At 60.0% G+C, this 24,752-nt stretch carries 19 protein-coding genes and 1 pseudogene; 12 read left to right on the top strand and 8 right to left on the bottom strand.

Annotation, left to right across the window (positions count from 1 at the left end; all coding sequences use genetic code 11):
• Positions 1 to 3,715: Ig-like domain-containing protein (locus ETC27_RS14720; RefSeq protein ID WP_136255764.1), on the top strand; the 3,715-nt coding region annotated here is incomplete at its 5' end.
• An 81-nt stretch (positions 3,716 to 3,796) separates the two neighbouring features.
• A complete protein-coding gene (locus ETC27_RS14725; protein ID WP_136255765.1) occupies positions 3,797 to 4,129 on the top strand; it encodes a tryptophan synthase subunit beta like protein in 333 nt (110 codons plus the stop codon).
• A 122-nt stretch (positions 4,130 to 4,251) separates the two neighbouring features.
• Here the strand turns inward: ETC27_RS14725 and ETC27_RS14730 are convergent, their stop codons facing one another.
• The 7 genes from ETC27_RS14730 to ETC27_RS14760 all read right to left on the bottom strand — a co-directional run bounded on the left by ETC27_RS14730 (position 4,252) and on the right by ETC27_RS14760 (position 11,956).
• On the bottom strand, positions 4,252 to 6,156 hold the full coding sequence (locus tag ETC27_RS14730; protein WP_136255766.1) for a bifunctional diguanylate cyclase/phosphodiesterase: 1,905 nt from the start codon (positions 6,154 to 6,156) through the stop codon (positions 4,252 to 4,254).
• Positions 6,157 to 6,196: 40 nt separating this feature from the next.
• On the bottom strand, positions 6,197 to 6,904 hold the full coding sequence (locus ETC27_RS14735) for a transglutaminase-like cysteine peptidase (protein WP_136255767.1): 708 nt from the start codon (positions 6,902 to 6,904) through the stop codon (positions 6,197 to 6,199).
• A gap of 55 nt (positions 6,905 to 6,959) precedes the next feature.
• A complete protein-coding gene (locus ETC27_RS14740) occupies positions 6,960 to 8,144 on the bottom strand; it encodes a cation diffusion facilitator family transporter (RefSeq protein WP_136255768.1) in 1,185 nt (394 codons plus the stop codon).
• A 144-nt stretch (positions 8,145 to 8,288) separates the two neighbouring features.
• Positions 8,289 to 9,449: a 1-acyl-sn-glycerol-3-phosphate acyltransferase gene (locus ETC27_RS14745; protein WP_240724934.1), complete on the bottom strand. Its 1,161-nt coding sequence runs from the start codon at positions 9,447 to 9,449 to the stop codon at positions 8,289 to 8,291.
• A gap of 49 nt (positions 9,450 to 9,498) precedes the next feature.
• On the bottom strand, positions 9,499 to 10,425 hold the full coding sequence (locus ETC27_RS14750) for a recombination-associated protein RdgC (RefSeq protein ID WP_136255770.1): 927 nt from the start codon (positions 10,423 to 10,425) through the stop codon (positions 9,499 to 9,501).
• Positions 10,426 to 10,520: 95 nt separating this feature from the next.
• Positions 10,521 to 11,297, bottom strand: coding sequence for a UDP-2,3-diacylglucosamine diphosphatase (locus ETC27_RS14755; protein WP_136255771.1), 777 nt, complete (start codon positions 11,295 to 11,297; stop codon positions 10,521 to 10,523).
• Positions 11,298 to 11,443: 146 nt separating this feature from the next.
• Positions 11,444 to 11,956 carry a peptidylprolyl isomerase gene (locus ETC27_RS14760; RefSeq protein ID WP_136255772.1) on the bottom strand — a complete coding sequence of 171 codons (513 nt, stop codon included), beginning with the start codon at positions 11,954 to 11,956 and terminating at the stop codon, positions 11,444 to 11,446.
• A 176-nt stretch (positions 11,957 to 12,132) separates the two neighbouring features.
• On the opposite strand from ETC27_RS14760, the gene ETC27_RS14765 reads away from it, so the two are divergent.
• Entirely contained in the window at positions 12,133 to 13,812 is a 1,680-nt protein-coding gene (locus tag ETC27_RS14765) for a glutamine--tRNA ligase/YqeY domain fusion protein (protein WP_136255773.1), read from the top strand.
• A gap of 1 nt (position 13,813) precedes the next feature.
• Positions 13,814 to 15,199 carry a cysteine--tRNA ligase gene (cysS, locus tag ETC27_RS14770; RefSeq protein WP_136255774.1) on the top strand — a complete coding sequence of 462 codons (1,386 nt, stop codon included), beginning with the start codon at positions 13,814 to 13,816 and terminating at the stop codon, positions 15,197 to 15,199.
• A gap of 17 nt (positions 15,200 to 15,216) precedes the next feature.
• On the opposite strand, the gene ETC27_RS14775 is transcribed toward cysS, so the two are convergent.
• Positions 15,217 to 16,278: a DUF1853 family protein gene (locus ETC27_RS14775; protein ID WP_240724935.1), complete on the bottom strand. Its 1,062-nt coding sequence runs from the start codon at positions 16,276 to 16,278 to the stop codon at positions 15,217 to 15,219.
• A 136-nt stretch (positions 16,279 to 16,414) separates the two neighbouring features.
• On the opposite strand from ETC27_RS14775, the gene osmF reads away from it, so the two are divergent.
• The 8 genes and pseudogenes from osmF (at position 16,415) to ETC27_RS14810 (ending at position 24,719) form a co-directional block, all read left to right on the top strand.
• Complete coding sequence (gene osmF / locus ETC27_RS14780; protein ID WP_439331812.1) at positions 16,415 to 17,311, top strand: glycine betaine ABC transporter substrate-binding protein OsmF; 897 nt, start codon at positions 16,415 to 16,417, stop codon at positions 17,309 to 17,311.
• A 44-nt stretch (positions 17,312 to 17,355) separates the two neighbouring features.
• Positions 17,356 to 18,528: an ABC transporter permease gene (locus tag ETC27_RS14785; protein ID WP_240724936.1), complete on the top strand. Its 1,173-nt coding sequence runs from the start codon at positions 17,356 to 17,358 to the stop codon at positions 18,526 to 18,528.
• Positions 18,521 to 19,639, top strand: a complete 1,119-nt coding sequence (locus ETC27_RS14790) for an ABC transporter ATP-binding protein (protein ID WP_136255776.1) — start codon at positions 18,521 to 18,523, stop codon at positions 19,637 to 19,639. The genes ETC27_RS14785 and ETC27_RS14790 overlap by 8 nt, the downstream gene beginning before the upstream one ends.
• Entirely contained in the window at positions 19,629 to 20,384 is a 756-nt protein-coding gene (locus ETC27_RS14795) for an ABC transporter permease (protein WP_205742748.1), read from the top strand. The genes ETC27_RS14790 and ETC27_RS14795 overlap by 11 nt, the downstream gene beginning before the upstream one ends.
• Before the next feature lie 358 nt (positions 20,385 to 20,742).
• Positions 20,743 to 21,981, top strand: coding sequence for a thiamine pyrophosphate-dependent dehydrogenase E1 component subunit alpha (locus tag ETC27_RS14800; protein WP_136255777.1), 1,239 nt, complete (start codon positions 20,743 to 20,745; stop codon positions 21,979 to 21,981).
• 1 nt (position 21,982) lies between these two features.
• Positions 21,983 to 22,960, top strand: a complete 978-nt coding sequence (locus ETC27_RS14805; protein WP_136255778.1) for an alpha-ketoacid dehydrogenase subunit beta — start codon at positions 21,983 to 21,985, stop codon at positions 22,958 to 22,960.
• Between the two features lie 40 nt (positions 22,961 to 23,000).
• Positions 23,001 to 23,150 (top strand): annotated as a pseudogene (locus ETC27_RS18440) (biotin/lipoyl-containing protein); the annotation flags it as partial.
• 240 nt (positions 23,151 to 23,390) lie between these two features.
• Positions 23,391 to 24,719: a 2-oxo acid dehydrogenase subunit E2 gene (locus ETC27_RS14810; protein ID WP_439331813.1), complete on the top strand. Its 1,329-nt coding sequence runs from the start codon at positions 23,391 to 23,393 to the stop codon at positions 24,717 to 24,719.
• Positions 24,720 to 24,752 lie beyond the last annotated feature (33 nt).

Below are 24,752 nucleotides of genomic sequence, written 5' to 3' on the forward strand. Positions count from 1 at the left end.
CTACGGCGACGATGACAACGACGACGGCAGCATCACGAATGCCAGCGTCACCATCACCGACGCCGGCGACGGTGATAACAGCGGTGATGACGTCATCAATGAAAACGAGACCGCCACCATCACCGGCACCATCGGCGAAGGTGGCGACAGCCTCGACAGCCTGGTGATCAGCGACGGCGACGACAGCACGGACGACCTCGTGCTGAATGTGGACGACATTACCGTCGACGCCACCACCGGCAACTACGAAGTGACCGACGTCGACGTCAGCGGCCTGGCCGACGGCGAACTCACCGTGACCGCCAATAGCACCGACAACGACGGCAACAGCGTCACGCGCACCGACACCGTGGCCAAGGACTTCACCTACGGCGACGATGACAACGACGACGGCAGCATCACGAATGCCAGCGTCACCATCACCGACGCCGGCGACGGTGATAACAGCGGTGATGACGTCATCAATGAAAACGAGACCGCCACCATCACCGGCACCATCGGCGAAGGTGGCGACAGCCTCGACAGCCTGGTGATCACCGACGGTCAGGGCGGCGAGCTCACCCTCGATCCCGCCACCGTCACCGTGGGCACCAACGGCGACTACACCGTGACCGGCGTTGACGTCAGCGGCCTGGCCGACGGCGAACTCACCGTGACCGCCAATAGCACCGACAACGACGGCAACAGCGTCGAGCGCACCGACACCGTGACGCTGGACACCAGTGCCGAGGCCGGCACGGTCATCGTGAATAACATCACCAGCGATGACGTGATCAACGCCCAGGAAGCGGGCGAGACCATCACGGTCACCGGCACCGCGACCGGCGGCGACATCGCCGAAGGCGATAGCGTGACCATGACCATCAACGGCCAAGACTACGCCACCACCGTCGGGGAGAACGGCGATTGGAGCGTGGACGTTGAGGGCAGCGACTTGGTGCTGGACACTGCGTTCGATGTGGTGGTGAGCTCCACGGATGAGGCCGGCAATGACGTCGATAGCACCGGCAGCTCCGAGCATAGTGTGGATCTGGCTGCGGATATCACCGTCAGCCTGGATGACGTCAATAGCGCCAACGTGGCAACCACCCCGATCAACGGCACGACGAACGGCGTGGAAGCCGGACAGGTCGTGACCCTAGTCATTCGCGACGAACATACCACTACCGCCGATGTGACAGTCAGCGCTGTGGTCGAGGCCGATGGCAGCTATACCGCTACGGCCGATCTGAGTAGCCTCACTGACGGCGGCCTTAGCGTGACCGCCACCGTCGAAGACCAGGCAGGAAATCAGGCGACCAACGATGACACCGCAACCCGCGACACCAATGCCGTGGCCGGCACCGTCAATGTGGCTACCATTACCGACGATGACGTGATCAACGCTAGCGAGGCCGGTCAGACCATCTTGGTCACCGGTACCGCAACCGGCGGCGACATCTCCGCAGGCGATAGCGTGGCCATGACCATCAATGGCACCGACTACGCCACTACCGTAGATGGCAACGGCGAGTGGAGCGTGGGCGTTGAGGGCAGTGATCTGGCGGCGGACACCGTGTTCGACGTGGTCGTAAGCTCCACGGATGAAGCTGGAAACAGCGTTGATAGCACCGGCAGCTCCACGCATGGCGTAGATCTGGAGGCGGGCATCACCGTGAGCCTGGCGGACGTGAACACCGCCACCGCGGGCAGTGCCCCCATCGGCGGCGACACCACCGACGTCGAAGCCGGGCAGACCGTCAATCTGGCGATCACCGACGGCACGACCACCGTGACCACCACTGCGATGGTGCAAGCGGACGGCAGCTACGCAACCACCGCCGACCTGAGCAGCTTGGCCGACGGCGACCTGAGCGTGACCGCCACGGTCGAAGATCAGGCCGGCAACCAAGCGTCGGCCGGTGATACTGCAATCTTCGATGATCTCCAAGTTGGCAACAATGCTAATAACTCTATTGAGTCAGGTAGTGGTGACGATAACTTGTTCGGTGATACTGGCGGAGCCAAGACCATTGTCCAGCCAGGCACTAACTACAATGTTTCCCTCATAGTCGATACCTCGGGCAGCATGGCTAATGCATCCGGCTCTGGTATGTCGCGCATGGCGTTGGCACAGAACGCCTTGAAGAATCTGGCAACTCAACTGGTCGATCATGATGGTCAAATCAATCTGCAGCTGGTTGATTTTGATAGTGGGGCGACATCAACTGTCTTCCTCGATATCACCAACAATGACGATGCGCTGTCCGGTATCGAAGCGGCTATCGACGAGTTGGCTGCAGGCGGTGGCACGAACTACGAGGCAGGTTTCAATCAGGCTACTGATTGGCTGGATAGCGTTGCGGAAGGTTATCAGAACCTCACTTATTTCTTGACCGATGGTGATCCAACATACTACTTGGACGATGATGGCAATAGACAGGGTCCAGGCAACTCTACTAGCTACGAAGTGATGCAGAATTCTGTCAATGCTTTTGCGCCTTTGTCTGATATCAGTGTGGTGAAGGGGATTGGTATCGGCGGTGGTATCAATGATGAATACCTAAAGTTCTTCGATAATACCGCTGAAAATGGTACGGATTCGGTAACTTTTGGAAACTACTCAACCGAAACCATTGATGGCTTAGACCAATACATAACATTGACCGATGAGCGGGCCGACGGAACTCCCACTACAGTGACTAGCCCTGAGTTCACTGTTTCCGTAGGTGGTTCCGAATTGAGTTTCTGGTATCTTACGGATAGGTTTGGAGGTCAAGACAGTGCAACTGTACTGCTTGAAAAGAAGAGTGAGAGTGGAACTTGGCAGTCAGTTGAGTCACAAGACCTCGTTGAATCATCTCGTAACTGGTCTAAAGTCGAATTAGACGCCCTTGAAACCGGGGTGTATCGCCTAGGATTCGGGGTGGAAAACGGATCCGGCCAGCAGGATCAGTTGACCATCGGTAGTGTCGAACTGTCGGTGCCTGAAATCGTCACTGGCCCGGTCGGCGAAGTTGAAATCGTCAACACTGACGTTGATCTGGACGCGGCACTTCAAGGTAGCTCGGAAAGTGAAGAGCTAGCCGATGCCGGTGATGATGTGCTGAGAGGGGGAGAGGGCGACGATATTATCCTGGGTGACGCGCCCAATACCGATCAACTAGCCTTGGACAAGGGACTGGATCTGCCGGCTGGTTCTGGCTGGGAGGTTTTCCGTAAACTCGAGTCTGATGACTCAAGCTGGAGCCGGGCCGATACCCTCGAGTACATCGAAGGCCACCTTGATGAGCTGGGGCAGCGTGCGCCTGGCGGAAGAGAAGGTGGCGATGACACGCTAGTTGGTGGTGCAGGCAACGACATCCTCTATGGCCAAGAAGGTGCTGATGTCTTTGCCTGGGAACTGGGTGACGAAGGCAGTGTTGGTGATCCAGCCCAAGATATCGTAGGCGACTTCTCGCTTGCAGAAGGAGATTCCCTTGACCTTGCCGAGCTGTTAGTGGATGAGCAAGCGGGCTCAATCGACGACTACCTGCATGCCGAGCTCAGTGAGAATGGGGAAGATACCATCCTGCATGTCAGTACTGACGGAGGTTTTGCAGGCGACTATGCCGCTAATGCCGGGCAGGAAGATCAGACGATTACTTTGGAGGGGGTGGCCATGAATGACGGCCAGTCGTCTAGAGATTTTCTCGATCAGCTGATGACCAATGGTAATTTGACCATCGACCAGTGAGCCCTGTTATGACATACCGCCCCTCAGAGGGTGGCATTGTCATGTGCTTGGCAAGGAATGCACCGTTTCAGGAACAGGACCATGTACATCAAGCGGAATAAGGCGGGAGAGATCGATCAGCTCAGTCGCGTAGCGACAGACGAGTGTCGGGAGAAAATCGATATCGACGCCCCGGAGCTGGATGTTTTTCTGGGGCGTGAAGACAACGAAAGTGAGGCCAGGCTTGCCCAGTCTGATCTGGGGCTGGTTCGCGTGATCGAAGACGTGGTGGACGTGTTGATTGAGCGCAACTTGATTAGCTTTACCGATCTGCCAGAGGCGGCGCGAGAAAAGCTGATGACTCGCCAGACCCTTCGTCAGCGCCGTAACAGCGTGAGTCTGCTAAGTGAGCAAGACGAGGAAGATTCTATTTAGTGGGTAACTTGGGGAAATTTACCCACTTTGTTGCCTGAGCCTTCTAAGCCGGATTGGTCATTGGCCAATCCGGCTTATTCGTCATGGTATGTGTCGTGGGTAGTGAACTGCTCGCTGATGCCTTAGCTTTCGAGCTTGATCGCTGGCCCGGTTACGCCATCCATACCCAGTTCCAAGAGCATGTGATGTTCGCTCGGGGTGCTTACGCCCTCGGCGATGGCCAGTATACCCAACGAGTGGCTGAGTGTGGCCATCCCGCGTAGCAAGGTCTGTTGAGCATGCTGTTGGTCGATGTCGCGGGTCAGCGAGGCATCAAACTTGAGATAGCTCAGGCCGCTGTCCTGCAGGTCGGCCAAACGCGTGAACTGCTGACCCACGTGCTCAAGCCCGATACGGCAGCCGAAACGGCGAAGGTCATGGCACAGTGACTTGAAGTCCTCTAGATGGTCGATGGCCACTGTCTCGGGGAGTTCCAGCCACAATCGCTTGGCCGCCATGGGGTGAGCCATCAGCAATGCGGTCAAGCGCTTACGGAAGCCAGGGCGTGTGAGGGCCATGGACGAGAGATTAAGCGCCAGTGGCGTATTATCTTCTTGCTGAGAGAGAAGGGCACTTTTGATACTGGCCAAGTCCAGGGCATCGTTCATCCCGAACCGCGAAACCCATCCTAGATAAGCCCCTGCGGGCTGCCATTCGCCGGCCAGCAACAGGCGCGAAGGGCACTCGAGGTGCAGCAGGTTGCCAACCGCGTCTAGCACTGGGTAGCGAGCCAACTGTACGCCGTGATCGAGAGCAGACTCCAAGGCGGAGCGCCACTCAGCATGGCTGGTATACAGCAGGTGATGCTGTGTCTGGTCGGCAAGACTGATCGTGCGGCCGCCTTGGAATTCTGCCTTCGCAAGCTCGCCATCCAGCTGGCTAAGTAGGGCATCGCGGCGTTCGTGGTGTGAGAATCCCACAATGCCGATGGGTAGGCTTAGTAGTACGGGTTGCCGGTCGGCAATCGGATGGAGCCGTTCTCTGAGCTGGGTGGCGAGATCTTCCGGTGAAAGGTCGTCCGGTAGCAGGATAGCAAAGTCGCTGCCGTTCAGCCTGCCCACCTGGCTACCTGGATGCTCAAGGGCCAGCAGATGCATTGCAGATGCCAAATCGTGCAGGAAACGATCTGTCTCAGGCCGCCCCAGCCCCTCATTGACACTCTCTAGGTCAGAAACACGCACTATCGCTAAACAGCCGTGATGAAATTCGGCCTCGCTGTCCAACGCGTTCTGGAGACGCGTCATGAAGTAGGCGCGATTGGCAATGCCGGTGGTGTCATCCTGCTGGAGTTTGCGCCTTAGATCTTCCAGCTGGCCACTTTCTCGGGTCAGCATCTCTCTTACGCTGCCGGATAGCCGGTTCATGGCCGTGACAACATCGCGCAGTTCCCGCGTCTTGGGTTCTGGGGAGGTGGTGAAGCGCCGGTTGCCGATGTCATTGGCCTGGGCAATCACTGCGGATAAGGGGTGGCGGATGCGGCGTACGATAAGCCAAGCAATCAGGGCGCTGATGATGGCGGCAAGGGAAAACCACATCACCAGCTTCTGACTGCTCTGCCAAAGAGAGCGGTAGGCGTAGCTATGTTGACTCTCTATTGTCAGGGTCCCGTATTGCCGCCAGCCATCCTGAACCACTGCCTGGCCGGGGGGAACCGAGATGTGGGCCAGGTCGACAAACCAGGCAGGCACATCGCCAATGAACGGTGGAGCCTCACGCTCGAGAATAAGTTCGCCATCGGGAGCCCGCAATTCTATGCGCCGATAGTGGCCGGTATCGAACTGAGCGGCCAGCAGGAGCTCAATGGTGACAGGGTCCTTGTCGAGCTGACTCATGGAAAGGGCGAGAGCGTTGGCATTGTCGGCATTCTTGATGCGGACTTCCTGCTCGATATAGTGCCGGCTCGTTGATAGGCCCACGATCAGGCTGCCACCGAAGGCGAGTAACAGTACTGCTGCGATGGCGAGCCATAGCTGTTTGATCAGAGACATACGGAACACTCCCTGTGCTGCCCATCGGCTATGTTTGCGATCATGATAGGAATCCTTGCTCCTGCATTCTGGCCAGCACGTTGCGCCACCGCGACAGTCGCTGGACGGGATCGGCTCGCGAACGGCTGGAGCCCCCAGTCCAAAGGCCGTCACTGTTGAAACTGAATACGGGGGTCAAGTCCAGTCGTTTGCTGGCAGGCCGGATACTTTCCACCAAGTTGTCGAGTACCAGAGGCTCGGCTCCTGGTAAGCGGTAGTAGCCCAACACCATGTGAGCCTGGGAAAGCCCACCACGTCCCATGCTTGCACGTACGTAGATCAGTCTTAATCGTTCAGTGGGAATGCCCAACTGCATGAGGCTTATGTATTTGGCGATCGTAAAATCCTCGCAATCGCCAGCACCTTTTCCCAGCGTCTCTAGTGGTGTGGCCCAGTAATCTTCCTGCTGCCAGACGGCTCGATCATCCAGCCAGCGGATTCGCTGATTGAAAAACTCGTTGATGCCCGATAGTTGCTCAGCGACTCCCAGTGGCTGCAGGCGGTCTATCAATGCCAGCCAAGCATCTAAAGACGCGACTCTCTCGGCGCCGTAGCGGGATTGCATGATGCGACGCAGCCGAGGCTGGTCAAGAGTTGCACTGACAGGAAACGACAGCCCCAAGCAGGCACCTGCCAGCACGGCTCCCAACCCCATCAGCAGACGGCGGCGCTGAGGTTGAAAGGCGGGGCTGGCAATGGGTCGCTTCATCTACGTTTCCCTGCCCGAAGGGTCTGAAGAAGGAAGTTAAGGCCCAATGAATATATCAGGCCTTGCCTGGCCCCTGCCAGATTCGCAGGCGGCCGATCCAGGGCAGGCGGGCGGCATGCAGGCGCAGGTTTTCGGCGGCCTCATCAAGGCTGATTTCGGGCGTCAATTGCTGAACGTAGAGGGAGACGTCGATGTGCTGGTCCAGGTAATGCAGGTCAAGAGTAAGACGAGACTCCCAGGCAGGGAGGCCAGCCCAGGCGGTGGCAAGCTCGGCTTCGACTTCCTCACGAAGTGGCAGCACATGCAGAGGATGCTGAGGAGGAGCGTCCTGATCGTCTTCCGGGTCAATATGGAAGGTCACGTCACTCAGCTTGGGGAAGGCCTGATACAGGCGACGACAGACCTCGTTGCCGACCTCATGGGCCTCCGAAACGGTCACCCGTGGCCGTACCACCAGGTGCAGGTCGAGCAGCACATGGCCGCCGACGGTGCGAGTGCGCAGATCGTGGACGCCACGTACGCCGGGAACCTGGCGAGCGGTATGGTGCATCTTCTGTTGCTCGGCCTCGGGAAGCGCGGTGTCGATCAGTTCCTGGCTCGCCTCCCACAAGAGCTCGCCTCCGATCTTGCCGACCATGATGGCGACCACGACGGCGGCAACCCCATCCAGCCAGCCGGCCCCGAACTGGGCGCCGAGCAGGCCGACCAGCACCACCACCGTGGAGAGGGCATCAGAGCGGGAGTGCCAGGCATTGGCCTCCAGGAGCTTGGAGCCGACTTTCTTGGCAACCTTGAGGGTGTAGCGAAAGATCCATTCCTTGGCGAGTAGTGCCAGTACCGCGATACCGATCGCCCAGGGGCCCGGCGCGAGGACCGGCGTGCCGGAAAACAACCGCTCCAGGCTACCCCAGGCAATGGCCCCGGCGACGAAGATCAAGATGCTGCCCAGCCATAGTGTAGCCAGGGTCTCGATGCGGCCGTGACCATAGGGGTGGCCCCTATCGGGCGCCTGGCGGCCGAAGTGGGTGGCGCCGATCACGAAGACGTCTGTGAGGATGTCCGAGAAGGAGTGAATGCCATCGGCCACCAGCGCCGCGGAGCCGACCAATAACCCTGCGACCAGTTTGAATACGCCGACCACGAAGTCGATGCCGGCACCGATCAGGGTGACGCGATGGGCCTCTCGTGTGTGGGCGGCATGGTGATCGGCGGTCGCGCTTGGGGAGTGCGAATGGCCCATGGGGCGATCTCCTCGAGAGGGTGGCCCATCGGAGGAGGGCCTGGGCTAAGGGTGGTCGGTCCGGCGGGCATCGACCACCGTCGGACGTCCGGTGGTCGCTGTCAGGGTGTCAGGGGCCGGCGGCAGGTCGTGGCTCCTGAGGCGCTAGAGTCGTCCGGCGCGGTTCAGGACTGGGTTGGCGTACTGGGCAAGCCACCAATCACGCAAGTGAGTGGGAACCTCTGCCAGGCGCGCACGAAAGCGCTGACGATCCGTCTCGGTGACCTCGCTGAGATCGACGAGATCCGGTGCCAGGCCACTGGCTTCGAGTGCCAGTTGGTGGCTCGGGAAAAGATGATAGCCATTCAGTACTTGCTTATCGATCTCTTGTGCGACGGATTCAGGACTGTCGAAGTCCCCGGACAGCGGCGTACCGAAGGTCAGCTTGATCCGGCCCTTGGCGCCGGTAATGCCGGCCACGATGGAGCGAATATCCTCGAATTCGATTTTCTGATAGGCGCCCTCGGTATGCATCGCATAGAGTTCTCGAGCCTTCTGAAGATCACAGGGATCGTACTCATAGCTGATCGACACCGGGACCATTCGCAACTCGCCAATGACATCACCGAGCTTGGCCTGCTTGTCAGCCTGGCGGCCGGCCATGGTCAGCATCTTGATGATGGCCGGGTCGGCACGGTCGATGCCGTCCTTGGCGCGGCCTTCGCGCTGGGCCATCCAGATGGAATGATTGTCTGCGCCGATCGAGTGGCGAATGTAACTCGACAGCAGCTGATAAGCCGCCAGCATGGCACGCTTGCCCTTGGCCGAGCGGGGGACGATGAAACTCTTGTTGAGTCGCATCAGGTCCGACACATAGGGTTTCTGCAGCAAGTTGTCGCCAATGGCGATACGCACCGTGCTGCGACCAGCCTGATAGAGCGCATAGTTGACGAAGGCCGGGTCGAGCGCGATATCGCGATGATTGCCGATGAACAGGTAAGCCTGATCGTGTTTCAGCCGGTCGAGGCCTTCGACTTCGAAGGTCTCGGTGGTGGTGCGAATCATGCGATCCATGTAGCTCGCGATGCGCATCTGGAAGTCATAGACGCAATTGACTCCGCGCATCTCACGCCGGATGCCAAAACTGGCAATGGCGCGCGCCAAGCGAGGCGCGATCCGCGCAAGCCTTGGCAATTTGAACTGGGTTAGTGCATCGAGCAGCTCGGCATTGTTGGCCAGCCGCACGATGACGTCGGCCACCTCGTCGTCCTGGTAGGGGCGAATGCTGGCAAAAGGGTCGTTTGTTGTGGCGGATTCTTGAGTCACGATGAAGAAATCACCAGGTTGAAGGCTTGAAAGGTGCAGACGTTAATCATCATGGGCTAGGCGGCGCGGTAGAGGCTTCACCGTCCAGCCAGCCGATCATGCGTTCCACGACCTCGGCAAGTGTCTGCGCCATCAGCACGAAATCGGCCTCCATGCGCAGGATGGCGTCATCGCCGTCGTTAGTCTGGCTGGCTTCATCAAGCAATGCATCGGAAAAGCGTAACGACTTGAGGGCCAGGTCATCGTGCAGCACCAGTGATAGCTGCCCTTCGACCTCAAGGGCCAGTTTGTGCGCCTGTCGTCCGCCTTCGAGCAGGGTCTGGATCTCGTCGCTATCCAGATCCACGGCACGAGCACGCAACACGCCATCGTCTCCTTGTGCCTTGAGCTCAACCTGATCGCCCAGTATCAGCCCAGTTGGACGGCTGTCCGCCTCTTTGAGCCAGGCGGTCATGGCCTTGATCGGCAAGGTCTGGGTGGCAAGTGGGGTGACTTTTAGGCTGCCCAGCGTCTGTCGCAACAGGTCGAGAATTTCCTCGGCACGGGCACGGCTACTGGCGTTGACGGCGATCAGGTCGCGGCGCGTGTCCCACCAGAGGTCTATTTTCTGACTCTTGATGAAGGCGCGTGGCAGCAGCTCCTCGTAGACCTGCTCCTTGATCACCTGCTTTTCCTTGCGAGGCAGTGGCCGACCTTCCGCGACTTCACGGTCGGCGCAGCGCTCCTCGACTTCCTCCCGAACCACGCTTGCTGGCAGCACCCGCTCTTGACGCAGCGCTGATAGAAGACGGTGCCCCTGGATTTCATGGAGATGACGCTCACTACTGCGACCGCCCGGCGTCCGCCAACCCAGACGGGTGGCTTCACTACCCCCTAGTGGACGGAAGGCCTGTTCGGCGAGCTGATCTTCCAGGTCGTCATGGGTGATCTGCGGGGCATCATGCAGGCGATAGAGATGCAGGTGCTTAAACCACATGGCAAGTCTCTGACAAAAAAGGAGCAGTATTATGGCCAAACGGGGCCTTCGGTGCCAGCGCTCGGCCGGCGACACACGTAACGTCAGGTGCAGCGTCAGGCGCTTGGTGGTGCGTCTAGCGGGAAATCACGCAGCTCCGGGGCCTGGCCGCTCACGAGACGAATATCCCAGCCTTGATCCGGCTGCCAGTCGCCCAGCACGATGCGCGCGGCCGGCTGATCATCAAGCGTGACCTGGTGCACGGCAGGGCGGTGAGTATGGCCGTGAATCAGTGTGGTCACGCCGTGGGCCGTCATTTCCTTGATCACCTCATCCGGTGTCACGTCCATGATGTCTTCGGCCTTATTGGAGTTGGCATCGCCGGACTGCTCGCGAATTTGCTTGGCCAGAGCCAGCCGCTCAGGGATCGACATAGCGAGAATCTGCGCTTGCCACTGCGGGTCTCGGGCCTTGGCACGAAATGCCATGTAGGCGTCGTCACGGGTGCAAAGGCTGTCGCCATGCATCAGCAAAACGGGTTCATCGGCGCTATTGAGTCGCGTCGGGTCGTCGAGAAGCGTGGCACCGCAGGCGTCTGCAAAGCGCTTGCCTATCAGGAAGTCTCGGTTGCCGTGCATCAGATATATGGCTGTGCCTGCGCTACTCAGCGTACGCAGGGCCTCGACGACACGGTTAACGAGAGCCGCATTGCCGCTGGGTTCAGCCTCTGGCAGGTCGAGGATGTCGTCACCGACCCATGCCTCGAAGAAATCGCCGAGGATGTAGAGAGCATCTGCCTTGCTGGCGGTGTGCTCCAGATAGGTTACAAAGCCATCGGTGACCTCGGGGGCTCCCGGGTGCAGGTGCAGATCGGAAATCAGCAGAGTCGTCATGGCAAGCCTGTTCTAGTGGGTGCTATTCGTTTAGTGCTGGCCGTCTCAGTGTGTCGTCGTATTGTCCAATAAAGGGGCCAAGGGAAGGGCAGTACAACGACACACGCCCGCACAAGGGCGGGCGTGTCGGTGGAGAGCGCTCGATGTCAGGCGTTGCCTGCGGCCTCATCCTTGATGTAGGCCTGTTGGATCACCACGTCATCAGCCGGAACGTCGGCGTGCATGCCGCGACGGGTAGTGGGCACCGCACGGATCTTGTCGACCACGTCCATGCCATCAACCACCTTGCCGAATACGCAGTAACCCCAGCCCTGCAGGTTCTTGCCGCTGTGATTGAGGAAGTCATTGTCGGCAATGTTGATGAAGAACTGAGCGGTGGCCGAGTGCGGGTCCTGAGTGCGTGCCATGGCAAGCGTGCCCTTGAGGTTCTTCAGGCCGTTATCCGCTTCGTTCTCGATCGCTTCACGCGTCGGCTTCTGGTTGAAGTCAAGGTCGAAGCCGCCGCCCTGCACCATGAAGCCATCAATGACGCGGTGGAACAGCGTGTCGTCATAGTGGCCGTCAGTCACGTACTGCTGGAAATTCTCGGCGGTCTTGGGAGCCTTGTCGAAATCAAGCTCGATGGTGATATCGCCGTAATTGGTCTGGAGAACAATCATGTCAGTTTCCCGGAAGTCGTGTGGGGCGTCTTGGCGTTGCGCATCTGCGTCGCGCTATAATAGCTGTTTTGCATCGACGCGCGAAGTCGGTATCTGCCATCCACTCGAGTTGATTAGGGTGGGCCAGGAGCCGATCCGTCGCCAGCGTACTCCATCAAGAGGTTCTCAGACGCCCCATGAGCAATGAAAGCACCAGCGCCCCGAACTTCATTCGCAATCAGATTAGCGAAGAGATCGAGGCTGGCAAGGTCGATAAGATCGTTACCCGTTTTCCGCCGGAGCCCAATGGCTTTCTGCATATCGGCCATGCCAAGTCGATCTGTTTGAATTTTGGGTTGGCCGAACAGTTTGGTGGCGACTGTCACCTGCGCTTTGATGACACCAACCCGGCCAAGGAAGAACAGGCCTACATTGATGCCATCAAGGAAGACCTTCACTGGATGGGCTTCGAGTGGGCTGGCGATGTGCGTTATGCATCCGATTACTTCGATCAGCTCTATGCCTGGGCTCAGCACTTGATCCGTGAGGGCAAGGCCTATGTTGATGACCTGTCACCGGACGAAATTCGTGAGTACCGCGGCACCTTGACCGAAGCCGGTCGGCCGAGCCCTTATCGCGAGCGCAGTGCCGACGAAAGCCTCGATTTGCTCGAGCGCATGAAGCAGGGCGAGTTCGCCGAGAGCGAAAAAGTGCTGCGGGCCAAGATCGACATGGCGTCGCCGAATATCAACCTGCGTGACCCGATCCTCTACCGCATTCGCCAGGCCAATCACCATCAGACTGGCGATAAGTGGAAGATTTATCCTTCCTACGATTTTGCCCATGGCCAGTCGGATGCCATTGAAGGGGTGACGCATTCGGTCTGCACCCTGGAGTTCGAGGATCATCGCCCGCTCTATGAGTGGTTCCTCGATAACCTGCCGGTACCGGCCAAGCCGCGCCAGATCGAATTCGCGCGCTTGAACCTGAGTTACACCCTGACCTCCAAGCGCAAGCTAAAGCTGCTGGTCGATCAGGGGATCGTTGACGGCTGGGACGACCCGCGCCTGCCGACGATTTCCGGGATGCGTCGCCGTGGTTACACCCCGGCTTCGCTTCGCAAGTTCTGCGACATGATTGGCGTGACCCGCGCCGACGGTGGCTTGGTCGAAATCGGCATGCTCTATCATGCCATTCGCTCGGATCTTGAGGACAACGCGCCGCGTGCCATGTGCGTGATGAAGCCGCTCAAGGTAGTCCTGACCAATGTCCCCGAGGGACACGAGGAGGTCTTTGAGGCCGCTGGTCACCCGGCTCGCGACGACATGGGTACGCGCAAACTGCCGTTCACTCGTGAGATCTGGATCGACCAAGACGACTTCATGGAGGAGCCGCCGAAGAAGTTTTTCCGCCTGGCGCCCGAGAAGGAAGTGCGCCTGCGCAATGGCTACGTGATCCGCTGCGATGAGGTGGTCAAGGGGGCCGACGGCGACGTCAGTGAGCTGCGCTGCTCGGTGGATTTCGACACCCTGGGCAAGAACCCGGAAGGCCGGAAGGTCAAAGGCGTCATTCACTGGGTCAGCGCTGAGCACGGTGTGCCGATCGAGGTGCGCCAGTACGACAACCTTTTCCAGGTCGAGGTCCCCGACAAGGACAAGGACGCCGACTTCCTGGATCACCTGAATCCCGAGTCACTGGTCATCGTTGAAGGTATTGCCGAGCCGTCGATTCGTGACGCCGCCCCCGAAGCGCGTTACCAGTTTGAGCGGGTCGGCTATTTCTGCGCCGACCGTCATGCCTGCGCCGAGGGCAAGCGGGTATTCAACCGCACGGTGGGACTGAAAGATGGTTGGGCCAAGGCACAGAAGAAGGGCTGATATGCAGATCTACAACACCCTGACCCGTCGCAAGGAGCCGTTGGCGCCGATCGAGCCCGGGAAGCTGCGCATGTATGTCTGCGGTATCACCGTCTACGACTTCTGCCACATCGGACATGCTCGGGTAATGGTGGCCTTCGATGTCATTACCCGTTACCTGCGCGCCCGGGGCTACGACGTCAATTACGTGCGCAATATCACGGATATCGACGACAAGATCCTCAAGCGGGCCGAGGAGAATGGAGAGGCCATCGATGCACTCACCGAGCGCATGATCGCCGCCATGCACGAGGATGAGGATCGTCTCAAGGTGTTGCGCCCGGACCATGAGCCTCGCGCAACCCGCCATATCGACGACATCGTCGCGATGATCGAGACCTTGATCGCCAAGGAGTATGCCTACGCCGCCGATAACGGTGACGTCTACTATCGGGTTCGCAAGTTTGCCGATTACGGCAAGCTCAACAACCGCGACCCGGATGAGATGCGCTCCGGGGCGCGTATCGATGTAGGAGAGCACAAGGAAGACCCGCTGGACTTCGTGCTGTGGAAGGCTGCCAAGCCTGGTGAGGCCAGCTGGCCCTCGCCCTGGGGCGAAGGGCGTCCGGGCTGGCACATCGAGTGCTCGGCCATGTCGACCTGCTGCCTGGGTGATACCTTCGATATCCACGGTGGAGGACCGGACCTGACCTTTCCGCATCATGAGAACGAGATCGCGCAGAGCGAAGCGGCCACCGGCGCGCGCTACGTGAATACCTGGATGCATGCCGGGGCGGTGCGGGTCGACAGTGAGAAGATGTCCAAGTCGCTGGGCAACTTCTTCACCATTCGCGAAGTGCTCGAGGTCCACGACGCGGAAGTGGTGCGCTACCTCTTGGTCGCCAGTCACTACCGCAGCCCGATCAACTATGCGCCGGATGCTCTGGATGATGCCCGCCGCTCACTTGAGCGTTTCTACAATGCGCTTAACGATGTCGAGGCCATTGAGGGTGCGGTTGACCCCCGCTTTGATGAGCGTTTCTGTGCGGCCATGGATGACGACTTCAATACCCCAGAGGCTCTGGCGGCTCTCTTCGACCTGGCCCGTGAACTCAACGTGGCCAAGAAGGATGCGCCCGAGACCGTCCCGGCGCTGGCCTTCGAGCTCAAGCGTCTCGGCGAGGTGTTGGGTCTCTTCGATCAGGATCCAGCCGCTTTCCTGCAGGCCGGTGCCAAGGCGCTTGCCATCGGCGAAGAGGAAATCCAGGCACGTATCGAGGCACGCGCCGCGGCGAAGAAGGCCAAGAATTTCTCTGAGGCTGATCGTATCCGCGACGAGCTTTCCTCTCTGGGGATCACCCTCAAGGATTCCCGCGAAGGCACTACCTGGGTGGTTGATCGCGACTAAGCCAGGCCTTCACTCTGTCAACGGGTGATGGCCACCGGGGCGGGTGGCAACGGAATCTTTCGTGGCCAGTCGTCCCCGACCACAAACAGTCGCTGCCAGATGCCGTCTTCACTCTGCAACACCAGCGGCAGCGGCGCGCCCCAGCTGTTGCTGAAACGCATGGTCAGGTAAGCGTCTATCTTCTCGAGTGGCTTTAGCTGCTCGGGGAGGGGCGGGGCCAACCAGTGAGGCTTGTGCAGCCATGCTCCTCGGGTGCCGGCGCTCAAGTGAGCGCGGAAGGTCGGCCAATCGTGCCAAAAAAGCCAATGGCCGCGCAGGTGGTCGACAGTGGCGTCGGTGGGTGAGGGTAGCGGCGGCCGATCAGAGTCAGTCTCCCATGGATAAAAGAGCACCCCAGGCATCGCCGTCCGCTGATGATCCCGTCGTTCTTCTTGTTCCAGTTCCACCGATGCGTTCTTCCCTTGATGCATGAACTCTCCGAGGGCGAGCCGTGCCTCAGGGGTATCGAGCAGCGGTAGCTGATGGTGGAAGAGGTGGCTGCGTTTGCCGGCAAGGCTATCGGCGCAGCCGGGGCCTATCCAGCGCGCCTGACTGTCTGCTCCCTGTGGTCCTTCGTGTATGCCCAGATAGAACTTGATCGCCACTTCCAGATGGACGGGTACAGATTCTGCTTGCTGTTCCTGCCCAGCCGCACGTCGAGACCTGGTCTTTTGCTGGTACAGCATATCCAGCTCACCCAGCGTGCGGCGTTCGCGCATGATCGGCAGGTTGTGGGTCACAAGCCTGGTGTTGGGGGCGGTCTCAAGGAGGAATTGCCAGAGTTTTTCGTGATAGTGACCCAGCCGGGCGCTAACGGCATTGCCTACCCAGGCTTCGAGTAACGCTGGGTCGCCTTCCAGCCGATCCAGGTAGTTTCGCCAGCCGCCATTCTCGAGTCCAAGCTCGCCAAGGCTTGGCCGTCCCAGGCAGGGCATTGCCAACAGGTCGGGTGCCAGGCACAGCCACCCCAGGTCACGCACCAGCGGGTGGCGCCAGGCGCCCAGCATGCTATCGGGATCTGTCTCTTTATCGTCGTCCATTGATTCCTCAAGCCAGGGCAGTGGCTTAGCGTTGATATCGTGCCGATGGGGCCTTCCTGACATTGTAACGTCAGTTCCTTATACTGATGTGAAACTTGTCACACCACCGACTGGGGTAAGCGCAATGAAGCAGACAATGACATGGATTGCAGCATTGGCAGCCACTGCCGTAATCGGACAGGCACAGGCGGCGGAGCCGGTGGTTGTGTCCTCTAAAATTGACACTGAGGGCTCGGTACTCGGCGAATTGATCCTGCAGTCGCTAGAGGCTGGCGGGATCGAGACCGAGAACCGGCTCCAGTTGGGTGGCACCAGCATCGTGCGCGAGGCGATCATCGCCGGCGAAATCGATATCTACCCTGAGTACACCGGCAATGGCGCCTTCTTCTTCGACATGGCGGATAGCCCAGTCTGGAAGAATGCTGACAAGGCGCATGACAAGGTCAGCGAGCTCGATCGTGAGGCCAATGATCTGGTGTGGCTGACACCAGCAGAGGCCAACAACACCTGGGCGATCAGTGTGCGCGACGACCTGGCAAGTGAGCATGGCCTCGAGTCGCTCGAAGATCTGTCGCAGTATTTGGCCGATGGAGGCGAGTTCAAGTTTGCCGCCAGCGCCGAGTTCGTTGAATCCGAGGCAGCACTGCCGGCATTCCAGGAAGCCTACGGTTTTGAGCTTGACTCCGATCAGCTGGTGGTGCTCTCCGGTGGCAACACTGCCGCGACCCTGCGCGCGGCTGCCCTGCAGACCAATGGCGTCAACGCTGCCATGGCCTACGGCACCGATGGTGGCCTGAATGCTCTGGGCCTGCGCGTGCTCGATGATACGCTCGGCGTACAGCCTGTCTATCAGCCCGCCCCCCTGGTACGCGAAGACGTCCTCAAGGCCTATCCGAAGATCCCTGAACTGCTCTCACCGGTCTTCGATGCCCTGGATCTTGAGACATTGCAGCGTCTGAACGGTGAAGTGGCCGTCAACGGCGCCGACCCCGCCAAGGTCGCGGCGAACTTCCTCGACCAGCTCGAGCAATAAGCATCTCTGGGCGGGCTCTCGCAAGCGTGTCGGCTTCCTCGTCATTGTCTCAGCCGCATTCGGCGCCTCCTAACCGGGTGCTGCTGGCACTGATGCCGGCAGCGCTGGTCGCACTGCTGTTGCTGGATCTCGCCAGCGTTCAACCCAATCGCATCGTGCCGGGGCAAGGCATGAGCCTATGGGCGATCATGGGGCCTGCCAGTCTGCTTCTGGTCTTACTGCCGCTGGGCGTTGGCGGTCTGGCCTGGCGGGCATCGTCAGAAAGGCTTCTCTGGGCGCTGGGTCTGACCCTTCTTGCCATGCTCGGCATGCCCTGGGCGCTTGCCGGGTTCTGTCATGTCTTCATCGACCCGGACGCGCCCTATGCCCGGGCGGGGCTAGCGGCTGGCTTCTGGGTCGTGTTGTTCGTATTCATGTTGGCCCTGATCGAACTCAAGGGACGCCTGCGGCTGCCGCCTGGCAGCTGGTGGGTTCTAGGGGGGCTGATGCTGGGGTCCTGGGCCTTGGCGCTTGCCAGTGGGGTGCTGGATAAACTTTCCCTGATGCAGGAATACCTGGGGCGCAGCGATAAGTTTATCGACGCGCTTGCCTATCACAGCCTCTTGGTAGCCTCGGCCGTGGGGGTGAGCCTGATGTTGGGCTTTTGCCTGGCCTTGGCCATGCGCCGCTGGTCACGGCTTGAGCGAGGCATCAATGGTGTCCTGAGCCTGATTCAGACGATCCCCAGCCTGGCCTTGTTTGGCCTGCTGCTGGCCCCACTGGCCTGGCTCGCCGACCGTTTCGACTGGCTGGCGGCAATCGGTGTGCAGGGAATTGGCGCCGCGCCTGCCCTGATCGCGCTGGTGGGGTACAGCCTCTTGCCGATGACACGCAACACCTTCGTGGCACTCGCGGATGTCGATCCCGGTGTGATCGAATCGGCTCGTGGTATGGGCATGAGTCCGCGTCAGGTCTTTCTGCAAGTGCGCTTGCCGTTGGCATTGCCGGTATTGATCGAAGGGGTGCGCATTACCAGCGTCCAGGCGATCGGTCTAGCGGCGGTGGCCGCCCTGATCGGTGCCGGCGGGCTTGGCACCTTCGTCTTCCAGGGGCTTGGGCAGGCCGCCATGGATCTTGTGTTGCTCGGCGCTTTGCCGATCATCGTCATGGCGGTCGTGGTTGACGGTTTACTGACGGCCCTTGCCGGGGCGCTGCGACAAGGAGCTCGTGATGACTGAGCAAGTGCGTATCGAGCTTAAAAATGTCTCCAAGCGCTTTGGCGGCGATACCGCCGTTGATGATCTTTCACTGGCCATCGCCACTGGCGAGTTGTGCGTGCTGGTGGGTACCTCGGGCTGCGGCAAGTCCACGACCCTGCGCATGATCAATCGCCTGATCGAGCACAGCGATGGCGAGATCCATATCGATGGTCAGCCCATTCGCGAAATCAACGAGCAAGCGCTGCGTCGGCGTATCGGTTATGCCATCCAGAGTACTGGGCTCTTCCCGCACTGGACGGTGGCGCGCAACATCGGCCTGGTGCCGCGGCTATTGAAATGGCCCGCCGAACGTATCGAGAAGCGAACTCGCGAACTTATGGCCTTACTCGGACTCAAGGAATCCGAGTTCAATGGAAAGTATCCTCATCAGCTATCTGGCGGTCAGGCACAGCGCGTCGGCGTGGCCCGTGCACTAGCGGCTGACCCTGACATCCTGCTGATGGATGAACCTTTCGGTGCCCTCGACCCCATCACCCGTGAAGCCTTGCAGGATGAACTGCTCAGACTTCAGGCCCGCTTGAGCAAGACCATCGTCTTCGTGACCCACGACATGGAAGAGGCCCTGAAGCTTGCGGATCGCATCGTGGTCATGAATCGCGGACAGATCGTGCAGCAGGGCAGCCCCAAAGAGCTTTTGTCGGCACCGGCTGATGCGTTCGTCGAGTCATTGCTTGGTGGACGCGACCGGGGCCTCAAGCAGGCTGGTCTGATACGGGTGCGTGATGTGATGCATCCAACCGGCGCGCGGCGTCAGACCACTGCAGCGGCGGTAGGGGCCGATGATGACTTGCGACAGGCACTATCGGTGATGCTGCTGCACCGGCTATCGAGCCTGACCGTGGTAGATGAACGCGATCGCACGGTAGGGACGCTGGGCGTGGATGACATCATGCAGCGCAAGAGTGTGCCCGCTGACAAGACGGATAAGGTTCAGACCAGTCTCGAGGCCAGCGACGACGCGACCGATGCTCCCGGCACAGATGCTCGCAAAGGCGATGCGGTTGATGCAGATGCTGCAGACAATGACACGGCGCCTGCCACGCCTCAGGAGCGTCGTGATGAGCGCTGAAACGTTACCCGGTGTGAGTGAATTTCCCTGGCGGCGCTGGGCTGCGCCTTTTGCATGGTTTTCGGCGCTGGCGGGCTTGTTGATCGTGATGCCGCATCTGGGGCCGCTGTTTGCCGCCATCGATCCTGAGGCGCGAGAGCCCATCTATCGTCGCGATGCCTTCGTCGATCTGCTGACCAATCATCTGCTGCTGGTCGCCGTTGCCTCGACCATTGCCATCGTCTGTGGGGTGAGTGCCGCCATCATGGTCACCCGGCCCTGGGGGCGCGACTTCCTGCCGTTGGTCAGCCAGCTGGCCTCCATTGGGCAGACCTTTCCCCCGGTGGCAGTGTTGGCCCTGGCGGTCCCGTGGCTGGGGTTTGGTGGCCTGCCCACCGTGGTGGCCCTGGTGCTCTATGGTCTGCTGCCGATCGTGCGTAATACGCTTGTCGGTATCGGTGAGGTAGATCCTGCGACCCGTGAGGCTGCCCGCGGCATGGGCATGTCGCCAAGCCAGGTACTGTTTCAGCTTGAGCTTCCCCTAGCCGCGCCTATCATCCTGGCCGGCATCCGCACCTCGGTCACTGTCGGCATCGCCACCGCTGCCATTGGCTCGACCATCGGCGCCAAGACCCTTGGTGATCCAATCATCGCCGGCATCATCAACGGAAACACCGCCTACATTCTGCAGGGGGCCATCCTGATCGGAGTGCTAGCGCTTTCCATTGATAGTGTGTTCGCGCGTCTGCTGCCGTCTCGCCACTGACATCTCCCTTCTCAGACATAATCCCTCCCGAGTTCTCCTTGGTTTTGCCCCATGGTGCTTTTCGCGACCGTCATGCCTACCGTCCAAGATCTTTCCTCACACTTACGGCTCAACCAGCAGGTCGGCGATGTGGGTTTGGTTTCAGCCCTATCTCGATACAACCTCTGCGACCAAGGTATCAGGCAGTATGGCTATACAGTCCCCTTGGAAAGATTCTATCTTACGTTAACGTAAACTTGTGCCGGCGGGTTGCCTTCTATCCGGTTATGCTGCGGCCGTGGTTTATGACTATCTTCTGAATAATCATGCTCCCACAAGGGGCGTGAGGCTTTTCACCACCACCCCAGGGAAGAGCATCATGACAAGAGCCACTTCCTCGCTCGTCCACTCTCCGCACTTCCTTGAAGGCGATGAGTTTTCGATCGACACCTTTGCGTTACTCAAGCAGGACGGCAGCCTATACGAAGGCGCCACAGTGCCAGATCTCGATCGCGATAAGGCATTGCGTATCTACCACGCCATGGTCTTCACCCGGGTGCTCGACGAACGCATGCTGGCCGCCCAGCGCCAGGGCCGATTGAGCTTCTATATGCAGTGCACCGGTGAGGAGGCCGCAGTGATCGGCAGCACCGCGGCCCTGGATGATGCCGACATGATCATGGCTCAGTATCGCGAGCAGGGAGCACTGGCCTATCGCGGCTTCAGCTGCGATGAATTCATGAATCAGATGTTCGGCAATGAGCATGACTACGGCAAGGGCCGCCAGATGCCGATCCACTATGGCTCGGCCAAGCTGCATTACATGACCATCTCCTCACCGTTGGCTACCCAGATTCCTCAGGCCACCGGCTATGCCTATGGTCAGAAGCTTGCCGGTGACGGCCACTGCACCATCACCTACTTTGGCGAGGGCGCCGCCTCGGAGGGCGATTTCCATGCGGCGCTGAACATGGCAGCGGTGCACAAGGTGCCGGTGATCTTCTTCTGTCGCAACAATGGCTATGCGATCTCCACTCCGGCGGTCGAGCAATTTGCCGCCGACGGCGTGGCCCCGCGGGCCTTCGGCTACAAGATGCGTGTCATTCGGGTCGACGGCAACGACGTGCTGGCGGTCTATCAGGCTACGCTTGAGGCGCGTCGGCTGGCCGTCGAGCAGAACCAGCCGGTGCTGATTGAGGCCATGACCTATCGCCTGGCGGCCCACTCGTCTTCCGATGACCCCTCAGGCTATCGCAGCAAAAAAGAGGAGGAAGCCTGGCGAGAGAAGGACCCCATCCTGCGTCTGCGCCGCTGGCTGGAAGATCGTGAGTGGTGGAGCGACGACGAAGAGAAGGCCTTGCAGGAGCGCCTGCGCCGCGAAGTCTTGGAGACCATGAAAGTTGCCCAGAAGCGCCCGGCGCCGCCTTTGGAGAGCCTTATTACCGATGTCTATGACACGCCCACGCCGCAATTGAAGGAACAGCTGGCCGCCCTGGAAACACATATTCGTCGTTATCCCGAAGCTTATCCCAAGAGTGCCCACAAGAGTGCTTCCGAGCATTCTCCCCAAGGCTCGTCGACATCTTCGGGTGCCGTGACCGGCCAGGGAGGGTACTGAGATGGCGACCCTGAATCTGCTGCAGGCGATCAACCAGGCGCTGGATATCGCCATGGCCGACAATGAGCGGGTGCTGTGCTTCGGTGAAGACGTCGGTGGCTTCGGTGGCGTCTTTCGAGCCACCAGCCATCTGCAGGACAAATACGGCAAGGCGCGCTGTTTCAATACCCCGCTGGTTGAGCAGGGCATCATCGGCTTCGCCAACGGCTTGGCCGCCCAGGGCTCGACACCAGTGGCGGAGATCCAGTTCGCCGATTACATCTTTCCGGCCTTCGATCAGATCGTTAACGAATCGGCCAAGTTTCGTTATCGCTCGGGCAGTCTGTTCAATGTCGGTGGCCTGACCATCCGTGCCCCCTATGGTGGCGGCATTGCCGGCGGCCTCTATCATTCCCAGTCGCCGGAGGCCTACTTCGCGCACACCCCTGGCCTCAAGGTCGTGGTGCCCCGCAACCCGCATCAGGCCAAGGGCCTGCTGCTAGCGGCCATCCGTGACCCCAACCCTGTGCTGTTCTTCGAGCCCAAGCGGCTCTATCGGGCCTCGACCGGCGAGGTGCCGGAGAGCGATTATGAGCTGCCGCTCGGCGAGGCCGAGGTGATCAAGGAGGGCAGCGATATCACCCTGCTGGCTTGGGGCGCTCAGATGGAGGTCATCGAGGAGGCCGCCGAGCTCGCCGAGAAAGAAGGCATCTCCTGCGAGATCATCGATTTGCGCAGCATCCTGCCCTGGGACGTCGATACCGTGGCGACCTCGGTGCTCAAGACCGGCCGACTGGTGATCAGCCACGAGGCCCCGCTGACCGGCGGCTTCGCCGGCGAGATCGCCGCCACCATCCAGGAACGCTGTTTCCTGTACCTGGAGTCGCCGATCAGCCGGGTCACCGGCCTGGATACGCCCTTCCCGCTGACGCTGGAGAAGGAATACCTGCCCGATCGCCTCAAGGTCTTCGAGGCGATCAAGGCGAGCATGGCGTACTAGGTTCCGATATCCGGACAGGAGAGCAACGATGAGCGATTTTATGCTGCCCGATATCGGTGAAGGTATCGTGGAGTGCGAAGTGGTCAAGTGGCTGGTCGGCGAGGGCGACGTGATCGAGGAAGATCAGCCCGTCGCCGAGGTGATGACCGACAAGGCGCTGGTGGAAATTCCCGCGCCTTATCATGGCCGGGTGACTCGGTTGTACTACCAGGAGGGCGAGATCGCCAAGGTGCATGCGCCGCTCTTTGCCCTGGTGGGAGACGAGGCCAGCCAGACCGACCAAGCCGAAAAGGCAAGCCAAGGGGCACCGAAGGCGGAAAGGGCAGCAGCGGATTCCCCGCACACAGGGCAACGAAGGGACTCCGGTGAGACGCCAGCGCCACAGCCGGACACTCCGGCAGCAACGCTTGAGGCCGACGCTGTCGACTTTATCCTGCCGGATATCGGCGAGGGTATCGTCGAGTGCGAGATCGTCGAGTGGCGTATCCAGGAGGGTGATGAGATCGCCGAAGACCAGCCGGTGGTCGATGTGATGACCGACAAGGCGCTGGTGGAGATCACTGCGCCGGAGGCCGGCCGCGTAAGCCGGCTTTACTACCAGCAGGGTGAGCATGCCCGCGTACATTCGCCACTATTCGCTTACTTGCCCGAGGCACCGGCAACGGCCACTGCCGCTGAGCCCACGGGAGACAGGCCAGTTAGTCTGAAACACGAAACAAGCGAGAATACTGCCCCACGGACAGGAAACAACACCGCCAATGAAGACCGCCGCGACGTAAATGAGAGTCAGGCCACTTCAGGTGGCGGCCGCGGCGCCTTCGGACGCATTCCGGCGAGCCCGGCGGTACGCCGGTTGGTGCGCGAGTACGAGTTGAGCCTATCTGCCATTTCTGGCTCGGGCAAGGACGGTCGGGTGCTCAAGGACGACGTGTTGCGTTATCTTGAGCAGGGAAAAGACGCCCCGTCAGAAGATCGCCACCTCGACCCCGAGCGGGCTGCAGGGCACTCCGTTTGCTCGACGCAAGCTAGTGATACCATGGCCGGAGTCGAAGGTGGCGAGCGTGTCGAGCCGCTCAAGGGGATCCAGGCGGTAATGGCTCGGCGCATGGCGGCGTCAGCCAGCACCATTCCGCATTTTGCCTATGGCGACGAAATCGATGTCACCGAGTTGCTGGAGCTGCGCGAGCGTCTCAAGCCTCAGGCCGAGGCGTTGGGGGCAAGGCTGACATTGATGCCCTTCTTCATGAAGGCGCTGGCACTTGCGGTACAGGAATTCCCGATCCTCAACAGCCGGCTCAATGATGAGGCCACCGAAATTCACTACCAGCGTGCTTGCAACATTGGCATGGCGGTGGATAGCCGGGCCGGCCTGATGGTACCCAATGTGAAGGGTGTCGAGGACAAGAGTCTGCTGGCCATCGCCGGCGAGATCGAACGCTTGACTCAGGCCGCCCGCGAGGGGCGTGTACCGCCTGCGGATCTGAAGGGCGGCACCATTAGCATCTCTAATATCGGTGCTTTGGGTGGCACCTACGCCACACCGATCATCAATGCCCCGGAGGTGGCTATCGTTGCCATCGGTAAGACGCAGCGACTGCCGCGTTTCGATGCCGAGGGCCAGGTGGTGAGTCGGGCGATCATGACGGCCACCTGGTCGGGTGATCACCGCCTCATCGACGGCGGTACCATTGCCCGCTTCGTCAATTGCTGGAAGGGCTATCTGGAGTCCCCGCAGTCCATGCTGCTTCATCTTGGCTAGGACTCTTTGTTTCAGGATCATGCCGGGATCGCA

The organism is Onishia niordana (assembly GCF_004798965.1).
In the GTDB taxonomy this organism is placed as follows: Bacteria; Pseudomonadota; Gammaproteobacteria; order Pseudomonadales; family Halomonadaceae; genus Onishia; species Onishia niordana.